This window comes from Enterococcus sp. H57, assembly GCF_003112495.1.
In the GTDB taxonomy this organism is placed as follows: Bacteria; Bacillota; Bacilli; order Lactobacillales; family Enterococcaceae; genus Enterococcus_B; species Enterococcus_B faecium.
In genome coordinates, this window is record NZ_BEHC01000029.1 from 1 (window position 1) to 26,091 (window position 26,091).

A 26,091-nucleotide genomic window follows, 5' to 3' on the forward strand; every position below is an offset into this window, starting at 1 on the left:
ACCGCAACGGTTGTGTAAAAATATCATTTTAGAGCATGAAAAAAGGAGTGGATTTCTCCACTCCAAAAAAGTCTAACTTTTGGGGGTCACTACACACGGTTTTTGTCACAGTCCCTTTTTCTGAATAAACAGTGTTCAAGAGACAGCCTATCGGCAATAAGGCTAAACGTCTCTTTCACTACCTCTTCAAGTTATTATTATCGTATAGATAAACACTTCGACTCGCTCTGGTAAGAACGTCCTGATTCAGTCGTCGTTTTTATCCTTAGATTTGCGCCCAGACGCTTTCTAAGATGTTTGTTTGTGTTCTATCAGGTCCGACAGAAAATGTTGAGATACGTACACCAACAAGCTCTGAGATACGACGTACATAGTTACGTGCGTTTTCTGGCAGTTCTGCTAGTGTTTTGCATCCTGTAATGTCTTCTGACCAGCCTGGCAATTCTTCATAGATTGGTTTGCAGCGGTTCAACTCTTTCAAGCTTGCTGGATAGTGGTAGATTAGTTCGCCATCTAATTCATAAGCCGTACAAATTTTTACTGTTTCCAATCCACTTAATACATCGATCGAGTTTAAAGATAGGTTGGTAATACCTGAAACTCGTTTAGAATGGCGCATAACTACAGAATCAAACCAGCCTACACGACGCGGACGACCAGTTGTCGTACCGTATTCTCGTCCTACTTCGCGGATTTGTTCTCCTGTTTCATCAAATAATTCAGTTGGAAATGGTCCATCACCGACACGTGACGTATAGGCTTTGCAGACGCCGACAACTTTATTGATTTTTGAAGGCCCTACACCGCTTCCGATTGTTACCCCACCGGCTACTGGGTTAGAAGAAGTAACAAAAGGATAAGTTCCCTGGTCGATATCCAGCATTACACCTTGTGCGCCTTCAAACAACACGCGTTTGCCTGCATCCAAGGCATCATTCAAGATAACGGAAGTATCTGTGACGTATTGTTTGATTTGTTGTCCGTATTCATAATATTCTTCAAAAATATCGTCAAAATCAAGTGGTTCTGAATCAAACATTTTTACAAATTGACGGTTTTTGTCATCTAGATTCAAACGAAGACGTTCTTCAAAAATTTCTTTATCTAATAAGTCTGCAATACGGATACCTACACGAGCTGCTTTATCCATATAGGCAGGTCCGATTCCTTTAATCGTTGTACCAATCTTGTTTTCGCCCTTAGCATCTTCTTGTAATTGGTCCAATTTGATATGATAAGGCAAGATTACGTGCGCGCGGTCAGAAATACGCAAATTACTTGTTTCTACACCTTTTTCATGTAAATAAGCTAATTCTTTAACCAATGATTTAGGATTGACTACAACGCCGTTTCCGATCACACTGATCTTGTCTTTATAAAAAATCCCAGAAGGAATCAAATGCAGTTTATAAGTCACACCGTTAAACTTAATTGTGTGCCCTGCATTGTCGCCACCTTGGTACCGTGCAATCACTTCAGCATTTTCACTGAGAAAGTCTGTGATTTTTCCTTTCCCTTCATCGCCCCATTGCGTACCTACTACTACTACAGATGACATGTGAACACCTCGTTCTATATTATTTAATCCTGAACCATTATATCAATAATAGATACATATTTCAAATAAAATCGAATGATTTTTATTTTTATTTTATAAAAACGCTTAAAAAACGAACTTTTATCGTTTTAGAGTGATTGTTAAAAAAAAGGTTGTAACAGAAGTGGTCAGCTTCAAGAAATAAGAAGGAATGTATGAAAATTGCTTCTCAAATTTTTGTGAAATTTCGACTTATTTTTCGAAGAAGCTACTTTTGGAACACCGTGAATCAGAGGTTGTGAAAAAGCTGTCCTGCATCAAGTAATAAGAACAGCCAAACAAAAATAGCTTCTCATATTTTTCGTTTGATTGGGCGTATTACCGCAGATGCAAGCTTTTGAACACCGTTTAAGAAAGAGGTTGTGAGCCTGCCGTTTAACTCTGAGTCACAAGGAGCAATTTCAAAAAACTGCTTCTCATGTTTGATGATATTGTGACTTGTGACCGAGGAGTTGGCAGGAGAACACCGTTTAAGGAAAAGAGGTTGTAAGATCAGCGTTTTGACCTGAGTATTAGAGAAACAAAAGTCAAAATAGTTCCTCATATTTTGACTTTTGCTGAGCTAATACCAAGGGTCAGCTGATTGAACACCGTTTATTCGGAAAAAGGGACTGTGACAAGACTTTTGTCACAATCCCTTTGGAGATCTGTTTAAATTAAGTACTCTAGTCGTTCCTGCGGTTACTCCTTGCATCTTCTTACGAGAGCTCTCGGCATTGCTCAAGGCTCACAACCTCTTCTTTAAAATTCTTCTCTTGGCGAAAGCGACGAAAACTTATTGTATTCTTTGATAAACAGTAGTTCAACTGTTCCTCGTGCACCGCTTCGGTTCTTCTCGATGATGACTTCGATGACGTTGTCATTTTTTGGCTCGTTTCCATCATCGTCATCTCCGCCTTCTCTTTCATAATAATCATCTCGATACAAGAAGGCTACGATGTCCGCATCTTGTTCAATTGATCCGGATTCACGAATATCACTTAGCACTGGTCGTTTGTCTTGTCGCTGTTCTACTCCACGAGATAACTGTGAAAGAGCAATGACAGGTACTTTCAGCTCTTTCGCCAGTTTTTTCAGTTGGCGAGAGATATCTGATACTTCTTGTTGACGGTTCTCTTTACCGTTACCTTCAATCAACTGCAAATAATCGATCAATATCAAGCCTAGATTGCCTTTTTCTTGAGCTAGTTTCCGACATTTCGCACGGATTTCAGAGATTTTGATCCCTGGTGTATCATCGATAAAAATATTTGCTCGAGAAAGACTCCCCATCGCAACGATCAGATTCGACCATTCTTCTTCCGAAAGCTGACCTGTACGTAAATGGCTGGCCTCAATCGAACCTTCTGCACAAAGCATCCGATTTACAAGAGATTCTGCCCCCATTTCCAAACTGAATATCGCAACAGAACGATCTGTTTTTGTTCCTACATTTTGAGCAATATTCAATGCGAACGCTGTTTTACCTACCGCTGGACGTGCAGCAAGAATGATTAGTTCTTCGGGCTGGAAACCTGCTGTCATTTTATCCAGACCTTGATAGCCAGTTGGTAGACCTGTGATTTCTTCATTGTTTTGAGCTAGTCGATCGATATTTTCAATCGTGGAGTTCAGTACTTCAGCAATAGATAAAAAGCCGCTTCGATTTCTTTTTTCCGAAACCTCCAAGATACTGCGTTCGGCATCATCTAAAATTGTTTGAACTTCTTCTCCTTGCTCGAATCCTTTCGTAACGATTCCTGTTGCTGTCTGGATCAATGTACGCAGCAATGATTTTTCTTCAACGATTTTCGCATAGTAGACGATATTTGCTGCTGTCGGAACTGCTAATGCCAAGTCTGAGAGATAACTTAAACCACCGGCATCTTCTAACAAATTGGCTTGTTCCAGCCGGTCTTTGACAGTAACCACGTCAATCGCTTCATTACGATCATTTAACTCGATCATTGTCTCAAAAATAATTTGATGGCCGCGACGATAAAAGTCTTTTGGCTCTATGTACTCCATGGCATCAATGATCGTTTCTGCGTCAAGAAAAACAGAGCCTAAAACCGCTTGTTCAGCTTCAATATTTTGCGGTGGGATTCGATCCTGCCACACTTCATTCATACGTATCGCTCCTTGTCTTCAATTGCTTCATTTTACAAGAAAATGAGAGAAAAGTCATCATTCGTACCGAAAGTGTAATAAAAAAATAGTTCTCTTTTATTATACTCGTTTTCTTTATATTATTTTGCTGTTCCCAAAAAAGAAACCGAAATCAATCTGAAATCGATTTGCAGCTTTTGCTTTCATTGCTGCAGCTGTTTTCTCAGATAAATTTCGGTTTGTCTTTTCTCCTTCTGGTTATACTTACCAGCTGAACATCGCTATCAAGATTTGTTATTCTTGTACGACATGAACTTTGATCGTAGCCGTCACCTCATGATGAAGCTTAACAGGTACGTTTGTGTAGCCTAGTGAACGGATCGGATTTTCTAATTCGATTTTTCGTTTATCTAATTTGATTTTGTATTGTTTGTTTAACCCTTCAGCAATTTGTTTTGAAGGGATCGAACCAAACAAACGGCTGTCTTCCCCTGCTTTCGCCTTCAATTCGACTACAGTATCTTCTTTTTCCAAGAATTCTTTTAACTTTTTAGCTTCTTCCAAGATTTCAGCTTCGTGTTTTTCTTGCGCTTTCTTTTGTCCTGCTAACTGACTGATACTGCTTTTCGTTGCTTCTTTTGCCAAGTTATTTTTGATTAGATAATTTTGTGCATAACCTGCTGGAACTTCTTTGATGTCCCCTTTTTTACCTTTTCCTTTTACATCTTGTAAAAAAATTACTTTCATTTGGATTACTCCTTATCATATATTTGATTCATATTTTCTTTGATTGCAGCAAATAGCTTCTGTTTTGTTTCCTCAACTGTCGTATTTTCCAGTTGAGTAGCTGCGTTTGTGAAGTGTCCTCCGCCACCTAAGGATTCCATGATGATTTGGACGTTGATCGTGCCGGTACTTCTGGCACTGATCCCAATCAAGCCGTCTGTCCGCTTTGTAATGACAAAAGCTGCATTGATATTGATCATCGAAAGCAATGTATCTGCTGTTTTTGCTGCTATAACACTATTATACTCTTTTTCGTCTGTCCCTGCCGCCACAACAATATCAGAAGTCACATAGTCGCTTCCAGCAATCAAATTGCTGATCTCCAAGTATGTCGCTAAATCCGAGCTCAATAAATATTGTACTAAGGATGCGTCTGCTCCACAAGACCTTAAATAGCTGGCAACGTCAAAAGTTCGTGCAGTTGTACGGACATTGAAACTATTTGTATCTACAACCATCCCTGCAAGCAATAATGTGGCCTCAAAACGATCTAAGCGATTTGTTTTGCTGCTTTGGTATTGGATCAGCTCAGAAACTAGCTCTGAAGCTGAAGAAGCTGAAGATTCAATATAAGTCAGCAGAGGTTTACTTGGAAACTCTTCCCCACGACGATGGTGATCAATGATCACAATCTTATCAAATTGCTCATATAGGCCCTGAGAGATCGATAGAGAAGGTTTATGGTAATCCACCATCACGAGGAGGTCCTCTTCTTTTTTCAGCTCTATGGCACGTTCTGGAGAGATTAGTTGCATTTCTAATTCAGGATGCTTATGGATTTCTTCAAGACACCGTTCTACATCTGGAATGATCTCGTTCTCGTTGATAACGATGTAAGCTTTTTTCTGGTTGAAGCGTGCCAGACAACTGACACCAAAAGCAGAGCCTAAAGCATCCATATCCGGAAACTTGTGCCCCATGATAAACACATCGCCTGTTTCATCAAAAATCCGACGCAAAGCGGTACTCATCGCTCGAGAACGAACACGCGTGCGTTTGACATTCTTAGCAGATTTCCCCCCATAATAAACAGGTTTTGCTCCTTCTTTTACCTCTTTCACGACAACTTGGTCGCCTCCACGGACTAAAGCAACATCTAAATTATTCTGAGCTTCTCCACCGATTTCATCGAGGGTTCTTGAGCCATAAGCAATCCCCATACTAAGGGTGATAGGCGAGCTCTGTTTTTCAGCTTCTGCTCGAAAGCGATCCAGCAAATCAAATTTTTTATCCATCATCTTTTTCAGATCGATCATCTGTGCGACGAAGAAAAACCGTTCTGCGTTGATTCTTTTGAAAAAGACATGGTATTCATTCATCCAGTCAGAAACTAGTGTAGTGACGAAAGAGTTCAAATAAGAAATCTCTTTGTCATCTAATTTATCAATGGCATCTGCATAGTTATCAATAGATAAAATACCAATCACCGGCTGACTGTTCGTCTGATGGAGTTTTAACAACTGGTTTTGGGTAATATCATTAAAATAAACAACACCCTTTACTGTATCCATATCAAACTGAAATGTTTTATCTGCTAGATAGACTTGGTTTTTCTTTTTTTCTTTTGCAGTAAAAAAAGTATCTAGCAATTCTTCCTCTGTTAATCCACTTTGATCTTTGATTTTCAATGCTAATGGATTGAGCCATTCGATTTTTTGGCTTGATGGCTGATAAGCAATCACTCCTACAGGCATGACTTCTGAGACATAAGCTAGATTGGTTTCAGCTACAGTCGAAGCCTGCTGGATTTTTTCACGTTTATTTAAAATAAGCCAACGTTTCATTTTCAACCAATAGCGAACACCCCATAAATTCATCAATAGAATGACCGAAGCGCTAACAAAACGAAATGGTAAAATTAAGACTACCAATACTTCGATTAATATAAACAGGATAAGGAAGAGAGGTTTCGGGGATAAATGATTGTTTTTATTTTCCATAATTTTCCTCCCATATATGACTAATTTGATTTTACCATAACTTTCGTCATTCGAGCGACTAAACGAATAGAGGTTATTTTTACAGAAAAAAAGGAATTGAATAGCTGATCAAAAGGATCAGTCATTCAATTCCTAGGATTTATTAGTCTTCACTAACGAAAGGTAGCAAGCCCATGATACGAGCGCGTTTGATTGCAACAGTAATTTTACGTTGGTTTTTAGCGCCTGTACCAGTTACACGACGTGGCAAGATTTTACCGCGTTCTGAAATAAATCTTTTTAGTAATTCGATATCTTTATAATCGATATATTCAATATGGTTAGCAGCAATGTAGTCTACTTTACGACGTTTACGTCCGCCTCTTCTTTGTTGTGCCATTCTATTTCCCTCCTATCAAATTCGTTTAGAATGGTAAATCATCGTCTGAAATGTCGATCGTTGAACTTGAGCCGAATGGGTCAGAAGTATCACGGTCGAAATCAGGCATACCGTTGGATGATTGAGATGTTTGATTAGAGTTATTGTTTCCGCCAAATCCGCCAGCTGATTGACCAGAACTTTGGAATCCGCCGCTTTGTTGGCGATTTTCAGATGCAGAACGACTTTCCAGCAATTGGAAGTTGTCAGCTACTACTTCTGTCACGTATACACGTTGTCCTTGCTGATTATCATAAGAACGAGTTTGGATACGTCCAGTAACACCTACAAGTGTTCCTTTACGAGCATAGTTTGCTAAAGTTTCTGCTGATTTGCGCCAAATCACACAGTTGATAAAATCAGCCTCGCGATTGCCGCTTTGGTTTGTAAAATTACGATTCACAGCCAAAGTAAATGTTGCGACTGCCGTACCACTTGCTGTGTAACGCAAATCTGGATCTTTCGTCAGACGTCCAACTAATACAACATTATTAATCAAAATAGTCATCTCCTCTCATCGTTTTCTATTGTTTCACATGAAACAACAACTAAGCTTCTTCTTTAACAATCATGTGACGAATGATATCGTCGTTGATTTTAGCAAGACGGTCAAATTCATTGACAGCATTTGCTGATGATGGAGAAGATACTTTAACGATGTGATAGATACCTTCACGGTAACCGTTCATTTCATAAGCGAAACGGCGTTTTTCCCAATCTTTTGATTCGATAACTTCTGCTCCGTTATCTTTCAAGATTGCATCGAAACGTTCGATTAAAGCAGTTTTTGCTTCTTCATCAATGTTTGGACGAATAATGTACATGATTTCATATTTCGTGTTTTCCATTGATATTCACCTCCCTGTGGACTTTCGGCTCTTAGGTTCCTAAGAGCAAGGAGAGTTATCTAATTAATTAGACTACTCACAAGCTCTGATTATACACTCTATTTTGGTCAAAAGCAATACAGAATGAACAGTTTCGAATATTTTAAGAGAAATTCAACTAATCAAAAAAGCCAGCAGGAATAACCAGATTTTTTAATCGGTCATTCTTGCTAGCTTACACAATTAGTCTTGATGGTTATTCTTCTGATCCTTGTTCTTCAACTGTTTGTTCTGCAGCTTCTGGTTCGACTGCTGCCATCGTGACAACTTTCGTATCAGCTTCCATCTTCATCAAACGTACGCCTAATGTTGAACGTCCAGTTTGAGAAACAGTCGATACGTTGAAACGGATAATGACACCTTTATCTGTAATCAGCATGATGTCTTCATCTCCAGAAACAGTGGTCAATCCAGCTAGTGGACCATTTTTTTCAGTGATGTTCGCCGTTTTGATCCCTTTACCTCCGCGGCCTTTCACTGGATATTCCGATACTTTTGTCCGTTTTCCGTAACCTTTTTCTGTGATCACTAATACTTCTTGATTTTCCTTCATTAAGGCTGCCCCAACGACATAATCTTCCTCACGCAGGCGTATCCCTCTGACCCCGGAAGCTGTACGTCCCATATCGCGGACTGCTTCTTCTTTGAAAGTGACAGAGTAGCCGTTATGTGTTCCAATAATGATATTAGATTGACCATCTGTCAGTAGCACATTGACGAGCTCATCGTCTTCTTTCAAACCAATTGCGATCAGACCATTACTTCGGATGTTAGCAAAAGCAGTGACAGAAGTACGTTTTACTGTACCTTGACGCGTCGTAAAGAAGAGATAGTGGCCTTCTTCTGCTTCTCCCGTCACCGCAATGATTGCCTGGATGCTTTCACTCGAATCGATACCTAGTAAATTGATAATTGGTATTCCTTTGGCTGTACGCCCGTATTCTGGAATTTCGTATCCTTTTGCCCGATACACTTTTCCGTTATTCGTAAAGAATAACAATGTATCATGGGTAGAACAAGAAACCAGATTTTTGACGAAGTCGTCATTGTGGATACCCATTCCTTGGACACCACGTCCACCCCTTCGTTGAGCTCTGAATTCATTATTTGCCAAACGTTTGATGTAACCATTGTTTGTCAATGTAATAACGATTTCTTCTTCTTCGATTAAATCTTCATCTTCCAGACTTAAGACCTCACCGACTAGTAATTCTGTGCGTCGTTTATCACCAAATCGTTGATTCAAGTCTGCTAATTCATTCTTGATGATTTCTGTAACACGTTCTGGTCTTGCCAGAATGTCAGTTAAATCTTCAATCAGTTTTAAGAGTTCTTGGTATTCATTTTCGATTTTTTCCCGTTCCAAACCGGTCAATCGGCGTAAACGCATATCTAAAATAGCTTGAGACTGGCGATCGGATAAATCGAACCGTTCGATCATCGTCGCTTTTGCTTCGTCATCTGATTTAGACCCGCGGATAATCGCAATTATTTCATCGATATGATCCAAAGCAATACGCAAACCTTCTAAAATGTGTGCCCTTGCTTCTGCTTTTTCTTTTTCAAAGACTGTCCGTCTTGTGATGACTTCGCGCTGATGTTCGATATAGTTTTCAAGAATTTGTTTCAAGCTCAAAACTTTCGGCACACCTTTTTCGATCGCCAACATATTGAATCCAAATGAATTTTGCAAGGATGTCAATTTATATAAGTTATTCAAGATAACGGATGCGCTGGCGTCACGACGGATGTCAATGACGATCCGCATACCTTCACGGGAAGATTCGTCCCGCAAATCTGTGATCCCTTCGATACGCTTGTCTCTGTGCAGTTCAGAAATCCGTTCGATCAATTTTGCTTTATTGACCATATAAGGCAATTCTGTCACGATGATCCGTTCTTTACCATTTGGCATCTCAGTAATCTCAACTTTTGCACGTACGGTAATAGAACCCTTACCTGTTTCATACGCTCTTCGGATTCCTGATTTTCCCATAACCAAACCACCTGTTGGAAAATCTGGTCCAGGTAATACTTCCATCAATTCATTGGTCGTCACATCAGGATTATCCATCAGCAAATCGATAGCCGCTACTACCTCAGACAAGTTATGAGGTGGGATATTCGTGGCCATACCTACGGCGATCCCCGTTGTTCCGTTCACTAAAAGATTCGGGAAGCGAGCAGGTAGTACAACTGGTTCTTTTTCTGTATCATCATAGTTGCTTTGGAAATCAACAGTGTTCTTATTGATATCACGCAGCATTTCTGTAGCGATTTTGCTCATCCGTGCTTCGGTATAACGCATAGCGGCGGCACCGTCACCGTCAACAGAACCAAAGTTTCCATGACCATCCACTAGCATATAACGGTAGCTGAATGGCTGCGCCATCCGTACCATTGACTCATAGATCGCACTGTCTCCATGAGGATGGTATTTACCCATGACATCTCCGACGATTCTGGCAGATTTTTTATGGGCTTTATCCGGTGTTACACCTAATTCGTTCATGCCGTATAAAATACGGCGGTGAACGGGTTTCAGACCATCTCTGACATCAGGAAGTGCACGTGCGACAATAACACTCATCGCATAATCGATGAAGGAGTCTTTCATTTCGCTGGTTAGATTGACATCATGGATGTTTTCTCTGATTTCTTCACTCATTCTTTTTCCTCCTTCATGATTAAATATCTAAGTTCTTCACATAGTGTGCATTTTCCTCGATGAATGCACGACGGGGTTCTACTCGATCCCCCATCAACATTTCAAATATCTGATCTGCTGCAATAGCATCGTCCACACTGACGCGGGCCATCATCCGATTGCTTGGGTCCATAGTTGTTTCCCATAGTTGATGATCATCCATTTCTCCAAGTCCTTTATAACGCTGAACGCTTGGTTTTGGTGAGGCAGGAAGTGAAGCAACGACTTGTTTCAACTCTTCTTCTGCATTTTTTCCTGGTTGTACATACGTAATATTCTTCCCTTGTTTTACCCCGTATAAAGGTGGCTGAGCAATATAGACGTATCCAGCTTCAACAATAGGACGCATGTAACGATAAAAAAGAGTCAGCAGCAATGTACGGATATGCGCGCCGTCGACATCGGCATCAGTCATGATAACTAATTTGTGGTAGCGAGCTTTCGATACATCAAAATCTTCTCCAAACCCTGTACCCATAGCAGTAAATAAAGACCGGATCTCTTCATTTGCCAAGATCTTGTCCATGCTTGCTTTTTCAACATTCAAGATTTTCCCACGAATAGGCAAGATGGCTTGAAACTCTCGATTACGACCTTGCTTAGCTGATCCGCCGGCCGAATCTCCTTCGACGATGAACAATTCGCATTTTTCAGGATCGTTGCTAGAGCAGTCCGCTAATTTTCCTGGCAGATTACTAATCTCTAAAGCACCTTTACGTCTCGTTACTTCACGCGCACGTTTCGCTGCTAGACGAGCTCTGGAAGCTAGTAATCCTTTTTCAACAATTTGACGGCCCACACTTGGGTTTTCCAGCAAGAATTTCATGAAATGTTCGCTAAATAACCGATCAGTGACTGTCCGTACTTCGGAATTGCCCAATTTTGTTTTTGTTTGTCCTTCGAATTGAGGGTCAGGATGCTTGATAGAAATAACAGCTGTCAATCCTTCTCGCACGTCTTCACCGGTCAAGTTGTCGTCATTTTCTTTCATCAGCTTTTGTTTTCGGGCATAATCATTTATCACACGAGTTAAAGCAGTCTTGAATCCTGATTCATGTGTTCCGCCTTCATACGTATGGATATTGTTGGCAAAACTCATGATATTGGAATGGTAGCCGTCTGTATATTGCATAGAGACTTCAACTGCGATATCTTGCTGTTCACCTTCCAAATATACAGGTTCTGGAAAAATCACGGTTTTGTTTGCATTCAAGTATTCGACATAACTTTTGATCCCGCCGTCATAATGGTATTCATTGATGACTGGTTCTTCTTCTCGTTTGTCTTCAATCGATATACGCATCCCGCGGTTCAAGAAAGCAAGTTCACGGATCCGGGTAGCCAATTTTGAAAAATCAAACTCAGTTGTCTCTGTAAAAATTTCAGGGTCTGGCGTAAAGTGAACCGTTGTTCCATGGCGATCCGTTTGTTCGATAATCTTTAAGTCGTCCACTACAGCTCCACGACGATATTCTTGATAGTACACATTTCCTTCTTTGTATACTTTGACATCAAGCTGTGTAGAAAGCGCGTTAACAACAGAAGATCCTACTCCGTGAAGTCCACCAGAAACTTTGTACCCACCACCGCCGAATTTTCCTCCAGCATGTAAAACAGTAAAGACCGTTTCAACTGCAGGACGTCCAGTTTTTGCCTGGATATCTACAGGTATCCCCCGACCGTCGTCAATAACGGTGATACTGTTGTCTTTTTCAATAATCACATGGATTTTCGTTGCAAAACCTGCTAATACTTCATCGATCGAATTATCGACAATTTCCCAAACAAGGTGATGCAGACCCTCAGAACTAGTCGAACCGATATACATGCCAGGTCGTTTACGAACGGCTTCAAGTCCTTCAAGTACTTGAATCTGACTGGCATCATACTCTTTAGCGCGTTCTACTAAACTTCTTTCTTCTGTCATTCAGTTTCTTCTCCTTTTAGTTTCCCTTGTTGAACATAAAAAATCTCAGGTTCAACAGTCATTTTATTTTTTACATGGTCAAGTGTCGTTGTTGTTAAGAACGTTTGAACTTTTCCTTCGATTGTTTCTAGCAGATGGAGTTGACGATTATCATCCAGCTCGCTCATCACATCATCTAACAAAAGGATTGGATATTCCCCTGTCTCTTCTTTAATCAAATCGATTTCTGCTAATTTGACACTTAGTGCAGTTGTTCTTTGCTGTCCTTGCGATCCATAAGTCTGCACATTTTTCTGATTAATAAAAAAGGAAAGATCGTCACGATGAGGACCAACTGTCGTTGTTCCCCGAAAAAGGTCTTTCTTTTTATTTTGGTTCAAAAGTGCGAGAAATTGTTCTTGGATTTGCTCTTGCGTATGTGTTTCTAAAGAATCGACTGCGGTGAGATACTCGATTTCCAGCTGCTCTTTTTGATGGGTGATTTGCTGATGCAAAGAATTAGCCCAAAACTCCAATCGCTTGACGAACTGTGCTCTTGCTTTCAATACTTTGCTGCCAAACGCTGCTAGTTGTTCGGACAAAATATCCAAATAAAGCAAATCAGTTTGTTTTTTTTCATTCAATTGCTTTAAATACTGGTTTCTTTGTTTCAAAATTGCTTGGTATTGGACAAGATCATAAAGATAGATTGGATTGATCTGGCCTAATTCCATATCTAAAAACTTCCGCCTGATCTGCGGGCTGCCTTTTACTAAAGAAAGATCTTCTGGTGCAAATAAAATGACATTCATTTGTCCCACGTAAGTACTTAACTTTTTTTGTTCGATATGGTTGATCTTGGTTTTTCGGCCTTTTTTAGATAATAAGATTTCTAATGGAAGAGTGGATGAACCTTTTGTGATCTCTCCTTGAATCATCGCCTGATCGTCAGTCCAGCCAATCAATTCCTGCTCACTACTTGTCCGATGACTTCGCGTCATAGCTAATACGTAGATACTTTCCAAAAGATTCGTTTTTCCTTGCGCATTTTCTCCTAAAAAGATGACGAGGTTCTTGGAAAATTCGATGTTCAGCTCTTCGTAATTTCGATAATTTTTTAAATACAGCTTATTCAGCCTCATTATCGTCGTTTCCTTTTTTTACCATAAAAAAAGTTCCTACTTCTGGAACTTCAACCATCATGCCGGGATAAAGTTTGCGTCCACGACGATTTTCTGGTTCGCCATCGACTAACACAGTGTTTTCTGCCAAATACCATTTTGCTTGTCCGCCACTACCGATAACTGTGACTTCTTTCAACATTTGGCCCAACGTCATGAATTCCGTATTTAGAATGACTTGTTGTTTCAATGCCCATCCCTCATTTTCATTATTAAAAGTATACTCTATTATACCTTTTTTTTCGCAATAAAACAAATTTATCCATATATTTTTCCATATAAGACGATTTAATCTAAAAAAGGTGATTTAAACAAAAATAAACAGAAAGCCTTAAAAGAGATTTTAGGGCCTTCTGTTTAAAATTTTATTTTTTCTATTTCTTTTCAATTAAATTTTCAAGAACAATGAAAATCATTGTTAATTTGTACGTACAGGAGTAATCAGCTGAATAAATTGAACGCCATCTTCCGTTGGTTCCAATGTAAATGGACGAATAGCAGAGATAAATTTCACTTTGATGCTCATATCTCCAAATGCACGCAACGCTGCTTTCATATAATCCGGATTGAAAGAAATATCTAATGGATCGCCACTGCTTGCTGTATAACTCAAGCTTTCTTCTACTTTCCCGATTTCTGGCGAATTTCCGTATAAAACAACCGCATCTGGACGAATAGATAAACGAACGATGTTGTTACGGCCTTCATGAGAAAGTAAAGAAGCCCGTTCGATCGCCGCTAAAAAGCTAGGAACAGAAAATTCAACCTCTGTATTAAAACTTGAAGGAATCAAACGATTGGTATCAGGATAGTTTCCTTCTAGCAAACGGGAATAGAAATACATCGTTTCTGTTTTGAACAACACTTGGTTTTCCATAATGCTGATTTCGACGATTTCTTCTTCATTTGTTAATGAGCGAGATAATTCGATCAAACTTTTTCCAGGAATAACAATATCAAAATGATCAGCCGCTTGTTCTACTGGAATCACGCGTTGACTTAGACGGTGAGAATCAGTAGCTACAGCCAATAAAGAATTATCAGATAAAATGAAATGCACACCTGTCAAGATTGGACGACTCTCATGTTGTGAGACAGCAAAAACTGTTTCGTTGATTAGTTTAGTCAATACGTGTACAGGTAATTTCATCTGGTTATGGCTTTCGACAACAGGAAGATGAGGATAGTTATCTGCATCTAATCCATTTACGATAAAATTCGCTTTTCCAGAAGTAATCGCTACTTGTTTATTTTCTAAAACTTCTAAAGTAAATGTTTCTTCAGGAAGTCTCCGAATGATTTCGCTAAAGAAACGTGCTTGTAAAACAATGGAACCAGTAGATTCGATTTGCATATTTGCTTTTTCGTTTTCAACAGACAAAAAAGTTTCAATTGATATATCAGCGTTGCTCCCCGTCAAAGTCAAACCTTCTTGTGTCAGTGTGATTTTTACACCTGTCAAAATAGGGATCGTGGTTTTGCTTGAAATAGCTCGTTGAACAGTTTGCAATTCCTGCATAAAGCTAGCTCGGTTTAAAGTAACTTTCATGATGTATCTCCTTTGAATGTTTGTTTATTTATTATTAGTTAAAAAGAATAATAAAAGTAATAGGGCATGTTGATTCTGTGGAAAACTCAAAAAACGTAAGAGAGAAACGAAAAAACAGCTGTGGAAAAAGTGTGCATAACTTTTGAACGTTTTTTTCTTTTATCCACATGCTATTTTCAGTTGATAGAATCGACAAATTAATTTAGTAAAAAGTTTTTGATTTCTGATACTTCATTTTGCATACTGACACTAGAATCCATCAGCTGCTGGATTTTTTCATGAGCATGGATAACCGTTGTATGATCCTTGCCACCGAATTCAGCTCCGATTTTCGGTAAAGAATTATCTGTGAGCTCACGTGCCAAATACATAGCGATTTGTCTAGGAACAACAATAGATTTGACGCGTTTCTTTCCTTTGAGATCTTTCAATTGGATGTGATAATACTTTGCCACTTCTTCTTGGATCTGCAGGATTGACAATTGAGGATGTCCTTTTCCTGATTTTAACGTTTTCAGTGCGTCTGCAGCTAGACTAGTCGAAATATCTTCACTATTCATCGCAGCAAAAGCTTGCACTCGAACAAGCGCACCTTCTAATTCACGAATGTTAGAATCAATTTGTCCTGCGATGTAGCTTAGTGTGTCATCTGGGATCTCTAGACGTTCAGCCGCCGCTTTTTTACGTAAAATCGCTGTTCTTGTTTCAAGATCCGGCGGTGTAATATCAACAGACAGCCCCCATGCAAAGCGAGAAACGAGGCGTTCTTGCAGTTTCGGAATCTCGTTTGGCAACCGATCACTGGTTAGTACGATTTGTTTCCCTTCATTGTACAAGGCATTGAAAGTATGGAAAAACTCTTCTTGCGTAGCTTCTTTTTCTGCAAAAAATTGAATGTCATCCACTAGCAGTAAATCAACATTTCGATATTCTTGACGGAACTCTTCTGCTGTTTTGTTTTGGATCGAATTGATGAAATCATTAGCAAAAGTTTCACTGCTTACATATTTTACTTTGGCATTAGGCTGACTTTGCAGCATTTGATGACCAATTGCATGCATCAAGTGAGTCTTACCAAGTCCCACGCCTCCATAAAAGAAGAGCGGGTTATAAATAGAACCTGGATCTTCTGCTACAACGAGCGCTGCTGCATGAGCCATCTGGTTTCCTTTACCAATGACAAACGTATCAAAGGTATATTTAGGGTTCAGCATGGCTTTTTTTAGCGGACTAGGTGCCACAACTTTTGGATTTTTTTCTTCTATAACTTCTTCTTGCTCTGCTTCTTCGCCAGTAATAAAGCGAGGGATAATCTCATTTCCTGATAACATATAACCGACTTCAACGATTTTTGTCGCCAGGTTTTTTTCCCAATATTCTTTATGAATCTTGCTAGGAACCTCAACAACGAGCTGGTTTTGATCAAGGGTTCGAGGGTTCGCTGTTTCGATCCATGTATTATAGCTAGCAGGCGATAAATCCTTTTGGTATGTTGCTTTTAATTCATTCCATAAAGCATCGAGGGATACCATATAAGGCCTCCTCCTTCATTAAAAAGTGAATAACTAGTACTAATTTAGCATTTTTTTCAATAGTTTTCCACAGAAACCGAAGAAAAAAATTTTTTAATTTACAATTATCCACACAATCGACAAAAAGAAAAAAGAGAAAAACACAGTTGTCAAAAAAAGTTTTCCACACCACTAATGCACAGGTGGAAAACTCGTAAAAATCAATAGATTTACTCTTGCGTCTGTGGATAAAAAATATAGATATACCAATAGTTAGGAGACGGAATACACAGGAAATCACCTGATTGTGGATTACTTTTTTTACACGTGTGTTTTCTGTGTAAAACCAGCCATTTATTATCTGTGGATAATCCCTGTGCATAACTTTTTCCACATAGGATTCCCATAGAAAAAAATAATCTTGTGGATAAGTTTTAACAATCGATCTTCTATTTTATATTGACAAAATCACTACTTTGTCGTTATACTATCAAAGTATGTCTGTGTTTATAAAATAGATAAGAACATTTTGGAGGTGGAATATATGAAAAGAACATACCAACCAAATAAACGTAAACGTCAAAAAGTTCACGGATTCCGTAAACGTATGAGTACTAAAAATGGACGTCGTGTGTTAGCTAGCCGTCGTCGCAAAGGAAGAAAAGTTCTTTCAGCTTAGGCCACTGGGGTTTCAGTGGTTTTTTTTATACTCTTTTTTAGGGAAATGATGAAAGGACAATCGTAATTATGGTATGATTATGAGCGTAAGTGAGAGATAGAAAAGGAAAGAAAACTAATGAGAAAAGCGTATCGAGTAAAAAAAGAACGAGAGTTTCAAGCCGTGTTCCATACGGGAGATTCTTTTGCTAACCGCAAATTCGTCGTTTACCGTTTGGAAAAACCGGGACAGCCTCATTTTCGAGTTGGTTTATCTGTAGGAAAAAAGGTCGGCAACGCGGTAAACCGCAATGAAGTCAAACGAAAAATCCGAGCAGCAGTTTATTCTATAAAAGAAGAGATTGATCCGGAGTTGGATTTTATTGTGATTGCTAGACCAAGTGTGAAGGGGTTGACTTATGATGAGGTTCGCTCCAATTTAGTCCACGTCTTAAAACTTGCAAAAATAATCGACAGAGAGGAAAAGAGTAAGTGAAGAAATACAAACGTTTACTTTTGATGGCCGGTATCGTTAGTTTGGTCATCGTCTTATCCGGTTGCGGAACTGGGGAAGTCAGCGCACAGAGTACAGGAATTTGGGATCGTTATATTGTTTATTACTTTGCTGAGGCGATCAAGGCGTTGTCATTTGGTAATGCAGGGATAGGGATCATTTTATTTACACTGATCATCCGCGTGATCCTATTGCCGTTGATGCATTTCCAAACAAAGAGCATGCGTAAAACGCAAGAATTACAACCGAAATTAAAAGCACTGCAGCAACAATATAGTTCAAGAGATCCGGAAACACAAAGTAAGTTAAGAGAAGAGCAGCAGCGTTTATATGCAGAAAATGGCGTCAATCCATATGCTGGTTGTCTTCCTTTATTAGTACAAATGCCAATCTTGATGGCGTTATGGCAATCTATTTCACGTGTACCAGAGTTGAAACAAGGGCATTTCTTATGGTTGAACTTAGGGAACGCGGATCCAACATTTATTTTGCCGATTTTAGCAGCAATCTTTACTTTTGCAAGTACGTATTTATCTAGCATGAGTCAAATTGAATCGAATGCATCAATGAAGATCATGAATTTCGTGATGCCTGTGATGATTTTAGTGATGGGTGTCAATTTAGCCAGCGGTCTTTCATTATACTGGGTAGTTTCCAATGCCTTCCAAGTTGTACAAACGCTGCTGATCAACAACCCTTTCAAAATTCGAAAAGAGCGTGAAGAAGAAGCACGGAGAATCCGCGAAAGAGAACGTGCTCTTAAGAAAGCAATGAATCCTAAGAAAAAACGGAAATAATAGGGGAGGTAATGCTAATGCCGATTTATGAAGCTGCAACAATAGACGAAGCTGTCCAACTAGGTCTGGCTGATTTGGGTTTGGCCAAAGACCAAGTCGAAATCGAAATACTGGAAGAAGGAAAAAAAGGTTTCCTAGGAATGGGTCGAAAGAATGCACGGCTTTCGATCCAGCCAAGTATCAGCGAAAAAGTTTCTGAAACAGTAGAACAGACTGTAGAAGAAATTTTGGAAGAAGAACCAACAGCTGAGATCGAGGTAGTCAACGAAACGATTCTTGAAGAAAAAACAGAAGAAGTAAGTGAGCTAGGTGATGAAGCAGCTTTAACGGAATTGGCAGTTTATCTTACTGAAATTTCAAAACAGCTTGATGCTCCAGCTCTTGTCAAAATGGAAAGAGAATCAAATAATATGGTTGTTTTCCATTTAGAAACACAAAAGCAAGGCATACTGATTGGGAAACATGGAAAAACACTGAATGCATTGCAATATCTGGCACAAGTCTTCATCCATCGTTTAGCAAGAAATAAGCTGTCTGTAGTAGTCAATGTAGGCAATTACCGTGAAAAGCGCCAAGAGATCATTCAGCGTTTAGCTGATCGCACGGCTGAAAAAGTAAAACGGACAGGGCAGCCTGTTTTCTTAGAACCAATGCCTGCATTTGAACGTAAACAAATCCATGCTGCACTAAGCAAAGATGAACATGTAAAAACACATTCGGAAGGTGAGGAACCTTATCGTTATTTAGTAGTAGAACCTGCTAAAAAATATTATTGATTCCATTACTTTTTGAATAAATCACGTTGACAAAGTTTTTCAAACCAAGTATATTTTACTAGAAATCATTCTTATCAGAGTATACGATGAAGTAGTCACTAACTTTGATAGAAAAAAGCGGATCGAAACTGTCTTCAGTTTTGATCCGCTTTTTTTGTCTGTTTCATTTAACCAATCGTTGTTTGGATAAATTGGATCACTGTTCCATAAGCAAAAAGTTCCAGAAAATACTTTCCGTCGCGTTTTTTTTGCTGATACTCAAAATGACAGTTGATTACTGCATTCGCACCATATTCAAGTACCTTCGTCTTTAATTTCCTCTTCGTTGTTAAGAAAAGGTCATCTTTGGGAAAAGATGGGTCAAACAAATCAGCTTCTAAGCATTCCACAACAAAAATGATATCGCGGACGATATATTTCTGGTTGATATTCCCTGTAGATAAAACGACATCGTTGATCCGAGGGTCACTTTCTTCTTCCAATGCAGCAGATCTGAACGGGCTCACATATTTTCTCCTTTCAAAAGTGTATAGTTTAGATAGCGCTACCATTTAGTGTACCGTTTTTTTTAAGAAAGATAAAGCCTTGTTTATACAGTATCTTCTCTTCGAATAAACCAAAGAACGCAAAGAGACATCCAAGGACAATCAAATATAAGGTAATGGAAGCAGAACAGGCTCAACTTCATCTAACTTGTTTTAAACACTTGATTCCTTATAGCAAGTGTGATAATCTATGACCAGAATTTAATCAAGAACAAGCAGTCAAAGTGCGAAGTTCACCGTTTATTGTGCATAAAGGGTGGAGTGGGCACTTTTTTTGTGCGCAAAATGAAAAAGGAAGTGAAAAAATGGCTGAAATTACTTTAGAATTTGATACGATTGCGGCAATTTCTACCCCACCTGGAGAAGGTGCAATCAGTATCGTTCGTTTAAGTGGCGATCAAGCTGTGCAACTAGCAGATAAAGTTTATCAATCCGGAAACAAACGATTATCAGAAGTACCAAGTCATACGATCCATTATGGACATGTCGTTGATCCCAAGAGCAATCAGCTTGTCGATGAAGTCATGGTCTCCGTGATGAGAGCACCAAAGACATTTACGCGGGAAGATGTAGTAGAAATCAATTGTCACGGTGGGATCGTTGTAGTCAATCAAATTTTGCAGCTATTGTTAAGAGAAGGTGCAAGATTAGCTGAGCCAGGCGAATTCACAAAACGAGCATTCTTGAATGGTCGTGTTGACCTTTCACAGGCAGAAGCTGTGATGGATTTGATTCGGGCAAAAACAGACAAAGCAATGGGACTAGCTCTTAATCAGTTAGACGGCAATCTGTCTGCTTTGATCCGCTCATTGAGACAAGAGATTTTAGAGACATTAGCACAAGTAGAAGTAAATATTGATTATCCAGAATATGATGATGTCGAAGAATTGACTACGAAGTTATTGCTTGAAAAAGCGCAGATGATCCAACAAAGAATCCAAGCGCTACTTGCTACATCCAAGCAAGGGAAGGTTCTGCGGGAAGGGTTAAGTACGGCAATCATCGGCCGGCCAAATGTCGGCAAATCAAGTTTGTTAAACCATTTGTTAAGAGAAGAAAAAGCAATCGTTACGGATATTGCAGGAACGACTCGAGATGTAATCGAAGAGTATGTCAATGTTCGGGGGGTACCGCTCAAGCTAATCGATACAGCTGGAATTCGGGAAACAGAAGATGTGGTGGAACGGATCGGGGTCGAAAGAAGCCGAAAAGCATTAGCAGAAGCAGACTTGATCTTACTTGTTCTAAACCAAAGCGAACCACTGACAGCAGAAGATGAACAATTATTGGAAGCGACAAGTGGATTGAAACGGATCATTCTTCTAAATAAAACAGATTTACCAGCACAGCTGGAACAAGAAAAATTGAAGAAATTGATCGAAAATGAACCAGTTTTTTCAATTTCCGTAGCTAAAAACGACGGACTAGATCGTTTGGAATCAGCTATTTCTGATTTATTCTTCAGCGGAGAAACAGGAGAAAGAGACGCTACTTATGTTTCTAATACCCGCCATATCGCGTTGTTAGAAAAAGCTTCCCTCTCACTTGAAGAAGTCATTGCAGGTATTGATGCAGGAATGCCTGTGGATCTCGTTCAAATAGATATGACGCGTTGCTGGGACTATCTAGGAGAAGTTGTCGGCGACAGTGTACAAGATGAGCTAATCACTCAATTATTCAGTCAATTTTGTTTAGGAAAATAAAAGGAGGAACAAACGATTGGAACATTATGAAGCAGATGCGTATGACGTGATCGTTGTTGGCGCAGGACACGCCGGTTCAGAAGCTGCACTTGCTGCTGCACGTATGGGATCAAAAACACTATTACTGACAATAAATTTGGACATGGTAGCATTCATGCCATGTAATCCTTCTGTAGGCGGACCAGCTAAAGGCGTTGTCGTTCGAGAAATCGATGCGTTAGGCGGAGAAATGGGTAAGAATATCGATAAAACCTATATCCAAATGCGTATGTTGAACACAGGAAAAGGCCCAGCTGTCCGAGCATTGCGAGCACAAGCAGACAAACATGCTTATTCAACAGAAATGAAACATACGATCGAAAAAGAACCAAATTTGACGCTAAGACAAGGAATCGTCGAAGAACTGATCGTCGAAGATGGTGTTTGTCATGGAGTAGTGACTTCCACAGGAGCGAGCTACCGGGCCAAAGCAGTTGTTATTACAGCCGGAACAGCACTTCGCGGAGAAATCATTATCGGTGAATTGAAATATTCATCAGGTCCGAATAACTCTCAACCTTCTATTGGACTAGCGAATCATCTAAAAGAACTTGGCTTTGCTATCGAACGGTTCAAAACAGGAACACCGCCTCGAGTAAAATCAAGTACGATCGACTATTCTGTTACAGAAGAGCAACCTGGTGACAAAGAGCCGAATCATTTTAGCTTCAGCACACCAGATAGTGCCTATAAACTAGATCAGGAATCTTGCTGGCTGACCTATACAGGTGAGACGACTCACCAAATTATTCGAGACAACTTACATCGTGCCCCAATGTTTACAGGGATCGTTGAAGGGGTAGGCGCTCGCTATTGCCCATCCATCGAAGATAAGATCGTGCGTTTTGCAGACAAACCACGTCATCAATTATTTTTGGAACCAGAAGGCTTAAATACGGAAGAAGTCTATGTTCAAGGTTTATCTACTTCTTTACCAGAGGATGTTCAAGTCAACATGCTTCATTCTATTGCTGGATTAGAAAAAGTAGAAATGATGCGTACAGGATATGCTATCGAATATGACGTAGTAGAGCCACACCAGCTCCGTCCGACATTAGAAACTAAAGTCGTTGAAAATCTTTATACAGCTGGACAAACAAATGGTACAAGCGGTTATGAAGAAGCGGCTGGACAAGGGCTGATTGCCGGTATCAATGCAGCTTTGAAAGTTCAGGGAAAAGAACCTTTAGTGATCAAACGAAGTGACGGTTACATCGGTGTCATGATCGATGATTTGGTAACAAAAGGAACGAACGAACCTTATCGTTTGCTGACTTCACGTGCTGAATACCGTCTGCTTTTACGTCATGATAATGCAGATTTGCGATTAACAGAAATGGGTCACCGTGTAGGCTTAGTAAAAGAAGATCAATACAAGAATTATTTGAAGAAAAAAGAAGCAGTTGAACAAGAAATCAAACGTTTGATGAATGTACGAATCAAACCAACAGAAGAAGTCCAAGACTTTTTAGCAACGATTAATGCGGCACCATTAAAAGATGGTGTACTAGCAAGCGACTTTTTAAGACGTCCTGAGATTACTTATGCAGATCTTCTACGGTTTATTCCAGAAAATGAAGAATTGACACGAAAAGAAATCGAACAAGTAGAAATCCAAATCAAATATGAAGGCTACATCAAAAAAGCCATGGAAAAAGTAGAAAAATTAAAACGCATGGAAGCGAAAAAGATTCCAGAAAACATCGACTACGCAGCAATCAACGGATTAGCAACAGAAGCAAAACAAAAATTGCAGAAAATCCAACCAGAAACAATTGCCCAAGCTAGCCGAATCAGTGGCGTAAACCCTGCAGACCTAAGTATCCTAATGGTCTATATCGAACAAGGGAAGATTGCGAAAGTCAGTGAACCAGCGTAATACGTGATAATAAATAGAAGAGAGAACTAGTTTTTGCAGAAATTGCTCAAAGCTAGTTCTCTCTTCTGTGTATATTTTATGAGTCATACTAGAAAGAAAAAGTCTATCGGCTTTTCTTACTTTTCAAATTTTTAAGAATCCATATGGAAGGATTGCATGTCTAGGGATTTTGCGTTAAAGTAGGGAGAGAATCTGTGAAACAATTGCTGTTTCACAATGAAAGGAATATTTATGATACCAGAAGAATTTCGCCAATCCTTGGCAGAAAAAGGGATAGAGCTTACCGATCATCAAATGAATCAATTCGCTATTTATTATCGGACATTAGTCGAATGGAACGAAAAGATGAACCTTACAGCTATTACGGATGAAAAAGACGTATATCTGAAGCATTTTTACGATTCACTTACATTAGCATTTGAAGTAGACTTTACGCAGCCTTTATCTTTATGCGATGTCGGTTCGGGGGCAGGGTTTCCTAGCATACCTTTAAAAATTGCCTTTCCAGAACTGCAGATAACGATCGTTGATTCTCTGAATAAACGAATAACCTTCTTATCTGAGTTAACCCGATTATTAGGAATCGATGCTTCCTTATATCATGACCGGGCAGAAACATTTGGGCAAAATCCTCACTTTCGTGCATCATTTGACCTTGTCACTGCTCGTGCGGTTGCTCGTTTGAATGTGTTAGCGGAATTGTGTTTGCCCTTGGCTAAACAAGAAGGCTATTTTTATGCATTGAAAGCAGCAAAAAGTGAAGAGGAATTGACAGAAGCAAAACAAGCGATTGCTTTATTAGGTGGTAAATTCCTCAAAGAAGAGGCGGTTACCTTGCCGAATGTCTCTGATCAACGGCATATCATCGTTATTCAAAAAAAGAAACCAACCCCAAAGAAATACCCAAGAAAGCCCGGACTGCCTAATAAGCAGCCAATCAAATAGGAGGAGAAGAGATGGCACAAATAATATCTGTTGCGAACCAAAAAGGTGGCGTCGGCAAAACAACGACGACGGTGAATCTAGGTGCTTGTCTTGCTAGCCTTGGTAAAAAAGTATTGCTAGTGGATATGGATGCGCAAGGAAATGCTACCAGTGGTGTCGGGATCAGAAAACCTGATGTGACAAGAGACATCTATGATGTTCTAGTCAATGAATTGCCAATTGATGAGGCAACTTTGATCACTGAACACGAAAATTTGAGTATTGTGCCTGCGACTCTCCAATTAGCAGGAGCAGAGATCGAATTGACGTCAATGATGGCAAGAGAATCAAGATTAAAAGGATCTTTAGCAGAAGTAAGCAGTCAGTATGATTATATTTTGATCGATTGCCCGCCTTCTCTTGGCCATCTGACAATCAATTCATTTACAGCAAGTGATTCGATTTTGATACCTGTTCAGTGTGAGTATTACGCATTGGAAGGATTAAGCCAATTACTGAATACGGTTCGTTTAGTTCAAAAACACTTTAATCCAGAATTAGAGATCGAGGGAGTCTTACTGACAATGTATGATGCACGAACAAATCTGGGAAATGAAGTCGTAGAAGAAGTACGTAAATACTTCCGCGAAAAAGTTTACGAAACGATCATTCCAAGAAATATTCGTTTGTCAGAAGCACCTAGTCATGGAAAACCGATCATCGACTACGATCCACGTTCTCGAGGAGCTGAAGTCTACCAAGCATTGGCAAAGGAAGTGGTAAGTCGTGAAGAAAAGTAAAGGATTAGGCCGAGGAATCGATGCACTGTTTCAAGATTTAGAAAACTTAGAGACGGTGGATGTAAAAGATGATACCGTTGTCCAGCTACCATTGAATGAGCTGCGACCAAATCCGTATCAGCCCCGTAAAACATTTGAAGAAGTATCTTTGCAGGAACTAGCTAATTCTATTGAACAATCAGGCGTCTTTCAACCCATCATCGTACGCCGTTCCGCAGTAAAAGGATATGAGATTATTGCAGGGGAGCGACGTTTTCGAGCGTCCAAACTAGCTGAAAAAGAAACGATCCCTGCTATCGTTAGAGACTTTGACGAAGAAGCGATGATGCAAGTAGCAGTGCTGGAAAACTTGCAGCGAGAAGATCTGAATCCGTTAGAAGAAGCAGAAGCATATGAGATGCTGATGAAAAACCTGAAACTAACACAAGCAGAAGTAGCTAGTCGTTTAGGAAAGAGCAGACCTTATATCGCCAATTATTTGCGCTTGCTTTCTTTACCGGATCTTGTCAAGGAAATGGTACAAGATCAGCGTTTATCTATGGGACAAGCCCGTACGCTGTTAGGTTTAAAAAATAAAACATTGATTTTGAAATTAGCCAATCGTGCAGTAACTGAAAATTTAACTGTCCGCCAACTGGAACAGCTTGTTTCTGAGTTAAATCAAAATGATGGAAAAGAAAAGAAAAAAATCCCAAGGCTAGCAAAGGAAAAACCATATTATATCCGAGAAAGCGAAGATCGTTTGATGGATAAATTTGGTACAAGTGTAGCTATTCAAGAAAAAGATGGGAAGGGAAAAATCGAGATCGAATACCTTTCTCAAAAAGATTTGACAAGGATTCTTGATATATTGGATATTCAATTTGATGAAGAATAAACAAAAAGGA

23 protein-coding genes are annotated in these 26,091 nt (G+C 39.5%); 9 read left to right on the forward strand and 14 right to left on the reverse strand.

The genetic code is table 11. From position 1 onward, the window contains the following. Window positions 1-265 precede the first annotated feature (265 nt). The 13 genes from DIZ30_RS06775 to dnaA all read right to left on the reverse strand — a co-directional run bounded on the left by DIZ30_RS06775 (window position 266) and on the right by dnaA (window position 16,591). Window positions 266-1,558, reverse strand: a complete 1,293-nt coding sequence (locus DIZ30_RS06775) for an adenylosuccinate synthase (protein ID WP_002288375.1) — start codon at window positions 1,556-1,558, stop codon at window positions 266-268. 780 nt (window positions 1,559-2,338) lie between these two features. Next, window positions 2,339-3,706, reverse strand: a complete 1,368-nt coding sequence (gene dnaB, locus DIZ30_RS06780; RefSeq protein ID WP_002288373.1) for a replicative DNA helicase — start codon at window positions 3,704-3,706, stop codon at window positions 2,339-2,341. Between the two features lie 273 nt (window positions 3,707-3,979). Next, the gene (rplI, locus tag DIZ30_RS06785; protein ID WP_002288372.1) at window positions 3,980-4,432 is read right to left on the reverse strand and encodes a 50S ribosomal protein L9; all 453 of its coding nucleotides are present in this window, start codon (window positions 4,430-4,432) and stop codon (window positions 3,980-3,982) included. Between the two features lie 5 nt (window positions 4,433-4,437). Next, window positions 4,438-6,411, reverse strand: a complete 1,974-nt coding sequence (locus DIZ30_RS06790) for a DHH family phosphoesterase (protein ID WP_002288371.1) — start codon at window positions 6,409-6,411, stop codon at window positions 4,438-4,440. 142 nt (window positions 6,412-6,553) lie between these two features. Further along, window positions 6,554-6,790, reverse strand: coding sequence for a 30S ribosomal protein S18 (gene rpsR / locus DIZ30_RS06795; protein WP_002288370.1), 237 nt, complete (start codon window positions 6,788-6,790; stop codon window positions 6,554-6,556). Between the two features lie 25 nt (window positions 6,791-6,815). Beyond that, complete coding sequence (gene ssb, locus DIZ30_RS06800; protein WP_002299768.1) at window positions 6,816-7,328, reverse strand: single-stranded DNA-binding protein; 513 nt, start codon at window positions 7,326-7,328, stop codon at window positions 6,816-6,818. A 49-nt stretch (window positions 7,329-7,377) separates the two neighbouring features. After that, window positions 7,378-7,677, reverse strand: coding sequence for a 30S ribosomal protein S6 (gene rpsF, locus DIZ30_RS06805; protein ID WP_002288366.1), 300 nt, complete (start codon window positions 7,675-7,677; stop codon window positions 7,378-7,380). 235 nt (window positions 7,678-7,912) lie between these two features. Then, entirely contained in the window at window positions 7,913-10,384 is a 2,472-nt protein-coding gene (gene gyrA, locus DIZ30_RS06810) for a DNA gyrase subunit A (RefSeq protein ID WP_002288365.1), read from the reverse strand. A gap of 19 nt (window positions 10,385-10,403) precedes the next feature. Beyond that, window positions 10,404-12,350: a DNA topoisomerase (ATP-hydrolyzing) subunit B gene (gyrB, locus tag DIZ30_RS06815; protein ID WP_002288364.1), complete on the reverse strand. Its 1,947-nt coding sequence runs from the start codon at window positions 12,348-12,350 to the stop codon at window positions 10,404-10,406. Beyond that, window positions 12,347-13,471 carry a DNA replication/repair protein RecF gene (gene recF, locus DIZ30_RS06820; RefSeq protein WP_002288363.1) on the reverse strand — a complete coding sequence of 375 codons (1,125 nt, stop codon included), beginning with the start codon at window positions 13,469-13,471 and terminating at the stop codon, window positions 12,347-12,349. The genes gyrB and recF overlap by 4 nt, the downstream gene beginning before the upstream one ends. After that, window positions 13,458-13,700, reverse strand: a complete 243-nt coding sequence (gene yaaA, locus DIZ30_RS06825; protein ID WP_002295251.1) for a S4 domain-containing protein YaaA — start codon at window positions 13,698-13,700, stop codon at window positions 13,458-13,460. The genes recF and yaaA overlap by 14 nt, the downstream gene beginning before the upstream one ends. 228 nt (window positions 13,701-13,928) lie before the next feature. Next, window positions 13,929-15,059 carry a DNA polymerase III subunit beta gene (dnaN, locus tag DIZ30_RS06830; protein ID WP_002288361.1) on the reverse strand — a complete coding sequence of 377 codons (1,131 nt, stop codon included), beginning with the start codon at window positions 15,057-15,059 and terminating at the stop codon, window positions 13,929-13,931. 197 nt (window positions 15,060-15,256) lie between these two features. Continuing rightward, window positions 15,257-16,591 (reverse strand): chromosomal replication initiator protein DnaA, encoded by a 1,335-nt coding sequence (dnaA, locus tag DIZ30_RS06835; protein WP_002288360.1) that lies wholly within the window; start codon window positions 16,589-16,591, stop codon window positions 15,257-15,259. Between the two features lie 523 nt (window positions 16,592-17,114). On the opposite strand from dnaA, the gene rpmH reads away from it, so the two are divergent. The 4 genes from rpmH (at window position 17,115) to jag (ending at window position 19,314) form a co-directional block, all read left to right on the forward strand. Then, window positions 17,115-17,249, forward strand: coding sequence for a 50S ribosomal protein L34 (rpmH, locus tag DIZ30_RS06845; protein ID WP_002293121.1), 135 nt, complete (start codon window positions 17,115-17,117; stop codon window positions 17,247-17,249). 117 nt (window positions 17,250-17,366) lie between these two features. Further along, window positions 17,367-17,723, forward strand: coding sequence for a ribonuclease P protein component (gene rnpA, locus DIZ30_RS06850; RefSeq protein WP_002295255.1), 357 nt, complete (start codon window positions 17,367-17,369; stop codon window positions 17,721-17,723). Next, on the forward strand, window positions 17,720-18,538 hold the full coding sequence (locus DIZ30_RS06855) for a YidC/Oxa1 family membrane protein insertase (RefSeq protein WP_002295256.1): 819 nt from the start codon (window positions 17,720-17,722) through the stop codon (window positions 18,536-18,538). The genes rnpA and DIZ30_RS06855 overlap by 4 nt, the downstream gene beginning before the upstream one ends. Before the next feature lie 17 nt (window positions 18,539-18,555). Continuing rightward, complete coding sequence (gene jag, locus DIZ30_RS06860; protein WP_002295258.1) at window positions 18,556-19,314, forward strand: RNA-binding cell elongation regulator Jag/EloR; 759 nt, start codon at window positions 18,556-18,558, stop codon at window positions 19,312-19,314. A gap of 167 nt (window positions 19,315-19,481) precedes the next feature. On the opposite strand, the gene DIZ30_RS06865 is transcribed toward jag, so the two are convergent. Continuing rightward, a complete protein-coding gene (locus DIZ30_RS06865) occupies window positions 19,482-19,865 on the reverse strand; it encodes a hypothetical protein (RefSeq protein ID WP_002317532.1) in 384 nt (127 codons plus the stop codon). A 299-nt stretch (window positions 19,866-20,164) separates the two neighbouring features. Here DIZ30_RS06865 and mnmE point away from each other — a divergent pair, with 299 nt between their 5' ends. From mnmE to DIZ30_RS06890, 5 genes are all read left to right on the forward strand, one after another. Further along, window positions 20,165-21,562: a tRNA uridine-5-carboxymethylaminomethyl(34) synthesis GTPase MnmE gene (gene mnmE, locus DIZ30_RS06870; RefSeq protein ID WP_002299773.1), complete on the forward strand. Its 1,398-nt coding sequence runs from the start codon at window positions 20,165-20,167 to the stop codon at window positions 21,560-21,562. A gap of 16 nt (window positions 21,563-21,578) precedes the next feature. Continuing rightward, entirely contained in the window at window positions 21,579-23,480 is a 1,902-nt protein-coding gene (gene mnmG / locus DIZ30_RS06875; protein WP_002299775.1) for a tRNA uridine-5-carboxymethylaminomethyl(34) synthesis enzyme MnmG, read from the forward strand. 231 nt (window positions 23,481-23,711) lie between these two features. After that, window positions 23,712-24,425 carry a 16S rRNA (guanine(527)-N(7))-methyltransferase RsmG gene (rsmG, locus tag DIZ30_RS06880; protein WP_002288804.1) on the forward strand — a complete coding sequence of 238 codons (714 nt, stop codon included), beginning with the start codon at window positions 23,712-23,714 and terminating at the stop codon, window positions 24,423-24,425. Window positions 24,426-24,436: 11 nt separating this feature from the next. Further along, window positions 24,437-25,204 carry a ParA family protein gene (locus tag DIZ30_RS06885; RefSeq protein WP_002288805.1) on the forward strand — a complete coding sequence of 256 codons (768 nt, stop codon included), beginning with the start codon at window positions 24,437-24,439 and terminating at the stop codon, window positions 25,202-25,204. Next, a complete protein-coding gene (locus tag DIZ30_RS06890; RefSeq protein WP_002299776.1) occupies window positions 25,191-26,081 on the forward strand; it encodes a ParB/RepB/Spo0J family partition protein in 891 nt (296 codons plus the stop codon). Before DIZ30_RS06885 ends, DIZ30_RS06890 begins: the two co-directional genes overlap by 14 nt. Window positions 26,082-26,091 lie beyond the last annotated feature (10 nt).

Bases quoted from the DNA above. Each gene is read 5' to 3' on its own strand.
- DIZ30_RS06775 (WP_002288375.1), bottom strand. From the start codon at position 1,558: ATGTCATCTGTAGTAGTAGTAGGTACGCAATGGGGCGATGAAGGGAAA.
- dnaB (WP_002288373.1), bottom strand. From the start codon at position 3,706: ATGAATGAAGTGTGGCAGGATCGAATCCCACCGCAAAATATTGAAGCT.
- rplI (WP_002288372.1), bottom strand. From the start codon at position 4,432: ATGAAAGTAATTTTTTTACAAGATGTAAAAGGAAAAGGTAAAAAAGGG.
- DIZ30_RS06790 (WP_002288371.1), bottom strand. From the start codon at position 6,411: ATGGAAAATAAAAACAATCATTTATCCCCGAAACCTCTCTTCCTTATC.
- rpsR (WP_002288370.1), bottom strand. From the start codon at position 6,790: ATGGCACAACAAAGAAGAGGCGGACGTAAACGTCGTAAAGTAGACTAC.
- rpsF (WP_002288366.1), bottom strand. From the start codon at position 7,677: ATGGAAAACACGAAATATGAAATCATGTACATTATTCGTCCAAACATT.
- gyrA (WP_002288365.1), bottom strand. From the start codon at position 10,384: ATGAGTGAAGAAATCAGAGAAAACATCCATGATGTCAATCTAACCAGC.
- gyrB (WP_002288364.1), bottom strand. From the start codon at position 12,350: ATGACAGAAGAAAGAAGTTTAGTAGAACGCGCTAAAGAGTATGATGCC.
- recF (WP_002288363.1), bottom strand. From the start codon at position 13,471: ATGAGGCTGAATAAGCTGTATTTAAAAAATTATCGAAATTACGAAGAG.
- dnaN (WP_002288361.1), bottom strand. From the start codon at position 15,059: ATGAAAGTTACTTTAAACCGAGCTAGCTTTATGCAGGAATTGCAAACT.
- dnaA (WP_002288360.1), bottom strand. From the start codon at position 16,591: ATGGTATCCCTCGATGCTTTATGGAATGAATTAAAAGCAACATACCAA.
- rpmH (WP_002293121.1), top strand. From the start codon at position 17,115: ATGAAAAGAACATACCAACCAAATAAACGTAAACGTCAAAAAGTTCAC.
- rnpA (WP_002295255.1), top strand. From the start codon at position 17,367: ATGAGAAAAGCGTATCGAGTAAAAAAAGAACGAGAGTTTCAAGCCGTG.
- jag (WP_002295258.1), top strand. From the start codon at position 18,556: ATGCCGATTTATGAAGCTGCAACAATAGACGAAGCTGTCCAACTAGGT.
- DIZ30_RS06865 (WP_002317532.1), bottom strand. From the start codon at position 19,865: ATGGTAGCGCTATCTAAACTATACACTTTTGAAAGGAGAAAATATGTG.
- mnmE (WP_002299773.1), top strand. From the start codon at position 20,165: ATGGCTGAAATTACTTTAGAATTTGATACGATTGCGGCAATTTCTACC.
- rsmG (WP_002288804.1), top strand. From the start codon at position 23,712: ATGATACCAGAAGAATTTCGCCAATCCTTGGCAGAAAAAGGGATAGAG.
- DIZ30_RS06885 (WP_002288805.1), top strand. From the start codon at position 24,437: ATGGCACAAATAATATCTGTTGCGAACCAAAAAGGTGGCGTCGGCAAA.